We start from the raw sequence: 5,618 nt of genomic DNA, 5'->3' as shown, positions 1-5,618 counted from the left end.
GCCGATTAACTATAAAGGAGAGGAAAAAGATGTCAAAAAATAAAACGGTTAGAAACATATTTTTAATGCTGTGTTGTTTTGTCATCTGCGTAACTTCGCCTTATGCCGAGAGCTGTTCAAAAGGCGGAACAACGCAGAATAAATACACGGCAAGCGGGTGCAGTTATACCACTCAGACAAGGACTTGCTGCGCTAACTATCAATGGAGCGAGTGGGGGAAAGACTGCACTTGTAATTACGACGGGCAAGGCTGTGACGATTGGCAAATATATGCCGAGTGGGATCCCGTCGCCTGCAAATGTATATGTCCCCCAAACGCTTCTGAGGTAAACGGCGTATGCGAATGCAATCCGGGATATGTGAAGTAAATCATGAGTGCGTTAAAACAAGCTATAAGATAACAACCGGCATTATACTTGACACAGGCCAAGGCGGGGTTTTGTAATCTATAAAAAAATTGAAAAACTAAAAATACAGATTGGACTTTTTTATAAGGATATACTTATTTTTTGCAGGTCCTTTGACTTCAGTTCTGTTAAGGGTAAGCACTTTTAAAGAGCCGTCTTTTTGCTGCTTTAGATATTTTATACCGTCGCCGTAATATTTCAGGGTTATTATTTTATCGGAACTTATTCTGTAAGATCCGTCCTCTTTGGATGAAGAAGCAAGATCGCTTTGGTATATGGTTTGCATTTGGAAGGTATAATCCGGGCTTAATGTTAGTTCAATTTCCATACCCCCGGCCGGCATAGGCAAAACCCCGGAATATTCCCCGGGCAAATTGCCGTTTGAACACCCGCATAAAGCGGCTTGCAGTATTACGGCTGTTGCCGATATAAACGCTTTTTTGATTGTCTGCACGCTTTAATCCCTAAAATATGTATTTTTTAAATTCTATAAAATTAAAAGGGGTTTCTTTTTATAGTTTTTAATTGCAAAGTAAAGCGGCGGTTTCAGGCCGCCGCTTGTCGTCGTGCGTTTATTTATAATTTTTTTGTTTTTTCAAGTTTATAATAACTTCTTAACGGGCCTTCGGGTTCTTCTTTATCCAAAGTCAGTACGCTCAGGCTCCCGTCGTCTTCCTGCTTAAGATATCTTAAGCCTTCTCCGCCCAACTCTATAATGCCTTGGGAATTGACGGCGTAACTGCCGGTTTCCGTGAAAGCGTTTTCGTCTTTTCCCAAATAAACGCTTGTAAGAATAAACGTATTATCCGGGTTTAAGGTGAGCGTGGTTAATATGCCCGGCGCATCGGCCGCGGGCAGAGTTCCCTGATACTCCCCGGGAACTGAAGCTTTTGAACACCCCAGCATCAAACAGACCGCGACTGCGGCAAGCAAGTTGGCGGTTGTTTTCATGTAACCTCCTTAAAAATCCGGCACGTTTTATAGCATAGCCGGTTTTTACGCTCTTGCAAGTCCTTAAAAAACGGGCTGGAAAAATATGCGTTTTTCCGTTAGTATTTTAATGCAGGCCGTTTGATAATATTCCGAAGTCAAATAATGTAAAATATAATCATGAAGAATTTTACCGTACCGCGCCGGTTCGGCGCTTTTTTAATTTTTTCTTTCTGCAATGCCGCATTTTTCAGCTTGCTGAGGGTTGTTTTCTATTTTGCGAACAAACCCGCTGAAATTTTGGGCTCGGCCCCTGTTGCAAAGGCCTTTTTTATAGGATCCCGTTTTGATTTAAGGGCGGCTTTTATTTTTGCTTTGCCTCTTGGAATTATTTTCCTTTTTCCGTACAAAAAATGGCTTAAAAAGTTTACGCTTTGGCTTTACACTTTGGCTTTTGCCGCTATTATGCTGATTTATTTTGTAGACTTCGGCTATTACGCTTATCTTACGGAAAGGCTTAACGCCTATATTTTTGAACTTGCCGCCAATACCGTTACTTCCGCCGAAATGGTGTGGCAGAGTTATCCCGTAGTAACTTTGGCTTTGGCTCTTATCGCGCTTTCCGCGGCGTTTTACTTCGCTTTGAAGGCTTTGCTAAACTTCGCTTACTTAAAACAGGGAAAGAAGCGGGATTATTGGTTCGCGCTTATAGGCCTTATAATCGCCGCGGCTTTTATACACGGCAGATTTTCCCAATATCCTTTAAGGTGGAGCAACGCTTATTTCAGCAAGAACGCCTTTGTTTCCGCATTGGCTTTAAACCCAATGCAAAACCTTTTTGACACTTATAAATTCGCTAAAAGCGGCGTTACTTTCGACGAAGCCAAAACCAGGCTCTATTATGACGCCGTGGCCGATTACCTCGGCGTTAAGGAAAAGGACGCCCAAAAGCTTAATTTCGAGCGTATAATAACTCCGCCGGCAAAAGACAAAGCTTATAATGTTGTGGTCATCCTGACGGAGTCCTTCGCTTATGATAAATCCTCTTTCAACAACCCGGAACTCCAAACCACGCCCATGATGGCCGCTTTGGCTGAAAAGGGCCGTTTGTTTACCAATTTTTTTACTCCGACTGCGGGCACCGCCAAAGGCGTGTTTACTTCCGTAACCGGGCTGCCGGATACCTCAACGGTAAAGACTTCCTCTCGCAACCCCATGATAGTAAGCCAGCATACTTTGATAAACGACCTTAAAGACTATAAAAAGTTTTATTTTATCGGCGGGAGCACCAACTGGGGCAATATTCGCGGGCTTTTGTCTTACAATATAGAAGGCCTTAAGATCTTTGAAGAAGGCACATACGAAAATGTGGAACGCAACGACGTTTGGGGCCTTTCGGATTTGGATATGTTCCGCTACGCCGCAAAGGAACTTTCCCAAACAAAAGAGCCTTTCTTCGCTTTTATACAGACTTCCGGCTTTCATCGCCCTTATACAATACCGGAAGATCACGGCGATTTTAAAGAAATCAAGCAGGACGAAAATTTGCTTAAGGAATACGGTTTCAGCGGCAACGCTGAATATAATTCTATGCGGTTTCAGGATTATTCCATGGGCGAGTTTTTTAAACTTATAGAAAATCAGCCGTTTTATAAAGATACGTATTTCCTTATTTACGGCGATCACGGCCTTACGGTAAGCAGTTCCAAAAATACGCCCAAGGGCATAATAGATTTGGAGCTTACCACCAACAATACGCCTTTGATAGTGCTGGGGCCCGGCATAGAACCTTCCGTAGACGACAAGCCGGCCAGCCAGGCTGATATAACGGCCACGTTTTCGGGCTTGTTGGGCAAACCTTACAGGGAAACGGCTTTAGGCCGCAATTTGTTTGATGATTCGATAAGCCGCGGGGCTTTTATATTGGCTTCTTCCGGCGCGCCTTTAAGGATAGGTTTTATAGAAGACGGTTTTTATTACGTAATTTGGCCTTCAAAAGAGGGAATGTTCAAGTACCGCTCCAAAGATGACGACAAAGATTACTGCGGCGAATATCCCAAAAAGTGCGAGAGAATGAAAACCCTAGCCCAAGGCCTTTACGAAACGGCTAAATATATAACGTTCCATAATAAATAAAGCCGTTTGAGAAATTATTAATCGGAGGACTGATGATAATCAGCGGGGAAAATTTCCTTTTAATAGCTTCAATACTGCTTTTTGTCAGCATTCTTGCGGGCAAAACCGGGTACCGCTTCGGCGTGCCGGCTTTGCTTTTGTTTTTGGTTGTGGGAATGCTGTTCGGCAGCGAGGGCCTCGGTTTGCAGTTTTCCAGTTTTAAGCAGGCGCAGTTTGTCGGCATGGCCGCTTTAAGCGTAATTTTATTTTCCGGCGGTATGGATACGAAAGCTTCCGACATAAAACCCATAGCCGTGGAAGGCGTTGTTCTTTCCACGTTGGGTGTACTGCTGACCGCGCTTATAACCGGCGGTTTTATTTACGGTATGGCTAAACTGCTGCCGGGATATTTATCGCTTAGTTTCGCCGGGTGTATGCTTTTGGCGGCGGTAATGTCCTCTACTGATTCGGCTTCGGTCTTTTCCATTTTAAGATCCAAGAATCTTTATCTTACCCAAAATATGCGCCCTCTTTTGGAGCTTGAAAGCGGTTCCAACGACCCTATGGCTTATATGCTTACGATTATGCTTATACAGGTGGTGCTTTCCAGCAGCGTAAGCATGGACGTAATGCTGTGGACTTTGGTTATACAGTTTGTACTCGGCATAGTGTTCGGTTATCTTTTGGGGCGGTTATCCGTGTTTATAATGAACGTCATCAATCTTGATTATTCCGCCCTTTACGCAATACTTTTATTGGCGTTTGTGTTTTTCATATTTTCTTTTACGGATTTATTGGGCGGAAACGGTTATCTTGCGGTGTACATAGCGGGTTTGGTGGTCGGCAACAATAAGATGATTTACAAAAAAAGCGTAATAACTTTTTTTGACGGGCTTACCTGGCTTTTCCAGATAATAATGTTCCTTATATTGGGGCTTTTGGTTAACCCGAGCGAACTTTTAAAAGTATGGGCACCGGCTATAGGGATAAGCGTCTTTATGATTGTGGCGGCAAGGCCTATAAGCGTGTTTTTATGCTTGTGGCCGTTTAAAAAGATGACGCGCAAAGGCAAGTGTTTTATATCATGGGTGGGCCTGCGCGGGGCGGTGCCTATAATTTTTGCGACATATCCTTTTGTCGCGGGGGTTCCGCATTCAAGAGAAATTTTTAACATAGTATTTTTTATAACCATAATTTCTTTGGTGGTGCAAGGGACGACGGTGCCTTATTCCGCGCGTCTTTTGGGGTTGATAAGCGAGCCGGAACATACCAAGGATTTTGCCGTAGAAATGCCGGAAGACATTGCCGTAACGGCGGAATTTAAACCTGACGAAGCTTTTTTGGGCGAGCATAAAACCGTGGGGGATATGGACCTTACCGACGGCGTTATGGTTATGATGATAAAACGCGGAGGCAAATTTTTTATTCCGAACGTCAAGACCGCTTTGGAAAACGGCGATAAACTGCTTTTGATAGGTTCCAAAGAGGAAGACTTGCAGGATTTCTGCACCAAAGCCGGCATAGAAAAATACGCCATATACAACAGTTAAGGGAGGCATTTTTAATGATAATTTTATATATTTTGGGGGCCTTGATAGTTGCGGCTTCCGTATATGTGGCGGTGGCTTACAACCTTTTGGTGGCCGCCAAAAACACCGTAAACGCCGCATGGAGCGATGTTGAAGTCCAAGTAAAACGCAGATATGATTTGGTGCCCAACTTGGTAAGCGCGGTAAAAGCTTATGCGGAACATGAATCTTCGGTCATTGAAAACGCGGTAAAAGCCCGCACGGCTGCAATGTCCGCCCAAGGCGGAGCGGACGAGCGCTATTCTGCGGAGAAAAATTTAAGCACGGCTTTAAAAAGCCTTATCGCCGTGTCGGAAAAATATCCCGAACTTAAAGCCAGCGAAAACTTTTTAAAACTCCAGTTTGAACTTACGGATATAGAAGACAGAATAAAGCTTCCCGGCGGTTCTATAATACGAATGTAATGGATTTCAATACGCGTATGGAGCAGTTTCCCTGCAATATAATAGCCAAACATTTTAGTTTTAAGCAGGCGGATTTTTTTGAGCTTCCCCATAAGGAAGCCGCCGCCGCGAACAAACCTGCGGAGGTAAAATTTTAATGAATATCCATAAAGAACTTAAGGCCAATAAAATCA

The 5,618-nt window shown here is 43.7% G+C and carries 5 protein-coding genes and 1 pseudogene; 4 read left to right on the top strand and 2 right to left on the bottom strand.

Annotated features, from left to right (window positions below; translation table 11 throughout):
- The first annotated feature begins 29 nt into the window (after positions 1-29).
- Positions 30-368, top strand: coding sequence for a hypothetical protein (locus ACQY26_RS04525; protein WP_428047939.1), 339 nt, complete (start codon positions 30-32; stop codon positions 366-368).
- A gap of 97 nt (positions 369-465) precedes the next feature.
- Here ACQY26_RS04525 and ACQY26_RS04520 read toward each other — a convergent pair whose 3' ends face one another.
- Together ACQY26_RS04520 and ACQY26_RS04515 are read right to left on the bottom strand one after the other, a co-directional pair.
- A complete protein-coding gene (locus ACQY26_RS04520; RefSeq protein ID WP_428047938.1) occupies positions 466-861 on the bottom strand; it encodes a copper resistance protein NlpE N-terminal domain-containing protein in 396 nt (131 codons plus the stop codon).
- A gap of 122 nt (positions 862-983) precedes the next feature.
- On the bottom strand, positions 984-1,358 hold the full coding sequence (locus ACQY26_RS04515) for a copper resistance protein NlpE (protein ID WP_428047937.1): 375 nt from the start codon (positions 1,356-1,358) through the stop codon (positions 984-986).
- A gap of 159 nt (positions 1,359-1,517) precedes the next feature.
- On the opposite strand from ACQY26_RS04515, the gene ACQY26_RS04510 reads away from it, so the two are divergent.
- The 3 genes and pseudogenes from ACQY26_RS04510 (at position 1,518) to ACQY26_RS04500 (ending at position 5,582) form a co-directional block, all read left to right on the top strand.
- Positions 1,518-3,473, top strand: coding sequence for an LTA synthase family protein (locus tag ACQY26_RS04510; RefSeq protein ID WP_428047936.1), 1,956 nt, complete (start codon positions 1,518-1,520; stop codon positions 3,471-3,473).
- A 32-nt stretch (positions 3,474-3,505) separates the two neighbouring features.
- Positions 3,506-5,002: a potassium/proton antiporter gene (locus tag ACQY26_RS04505; RefSeq protein ID WP_428047934.1), complete on the top strand. Its 1,497-nt coding sequence runs from the start codon at positions 3,506-3,508 to the stop codon at positions 5,000-5,002.
- Between the two features lie 14 nt (positions 5,003-5,016).
- A pseudogene (locus ACQY26_RS04500) lies at positions 5,017-5,582 on the top strand (LemA family protein).
- Positions 5,583-5,618: the final 36 nt, after the last annotated feature.

This window comes from Candidatus Proelusimicrobium excrementi, assembly GCF_937881865.1.
Classification (GTDB): domain Bacteria; phylum Elusimicrobiota; class Elusimicrobia; order Elusimicrobiales; family Elusimicrobiaceae; genus Proelusimicrobium; species Proelusimicrobium excrementi.
This window is presented reverse-complemented; position numbering and strand designations above follow the sequence as displayed.

What these genes read in the sequence shown, in the direction of transcription:
- ACQY26_RS04505 (WP_428047934.1), top strand. Translation starts at nt 3,506, where the DNA reads ATGATAATCAGCGGGGAAAATTTCCTTTTAATAGCTTCAATACTGCTT.
- ACQY26_RS04525 (WP_428047939.1), top strand. Translation starts at nt 30, where the DNA reads ATGTCAAAAAATAAAACGGTTAGAAACATATTTTTAATGCTGTGTTGT.
- ACQY26_RS04515 (WP_428047937.1), bottom strand. Translation starts at nt 1,358, where the DNA reads ATGAAAACAACCGCCAACTTGCTTGCCGCAGTCGCGGTCTGTTTGATG.
- ACQY26_RS04510 (WP_428047936.1), top strand. Translation starts at nt 1,518, where the DNA reads ATGAAGAATTTTACCGTACCGCGCCGGTTCGGCGCTTTTTTAATTTTT.